This window comes from Idiomarina sp. UBA4206 (assembly GCF_002383015.1).
GTDB lineage: Bacteria > Pseudomonadota > Gammaproteobacteria > Enterobacterales > Alteromonadaceae > Idiomarina > Idiomarina abyssalis.
In genome coordinates, this window is sequence record NZ_DFTS01000035.1 from 17724 (window position 1) to 18027 (window position 304).

Genomic DNA, 304 nt, shown 5'->3' on the forward strand with positions numbered 1-304 from the left:
GGCAAAATCCAGAGGTACGTACTCACGGTTACCAATTTTCATCAGGTAACGAGTCACTTCCTCTTCTTCGTAACCATCCATGATGGTGCCCGAGTTACTGATTCGTGATGTTGGCACCGACTCGCTCTCATAGATTTCACCAATGAGCGTGCGTGTTGAACCGTCAGCCTGTTCAATAGACATTTCATGAATGGCGGCGGGCCAGAAAAACGACAGTCCACGCCAGCCAATCATTAATACCAGCCCGATAACCGCTATTAAGCTGATGCTAACTGAGCCGGCGGTTAACCAGATCCAGGGCCGG

Annotated in this window: 1 pseudogene; it reads right to left on the reverse strand. The window is 50.3% G+C overall.

The annotated features are described in order from the left end of the window. Positions 1-304 (reverse strand): annotated as a pseudogene (locus B3180_RS07140) (phosphate ABC transporter, permease protein PstA); the annotation flags it as partial.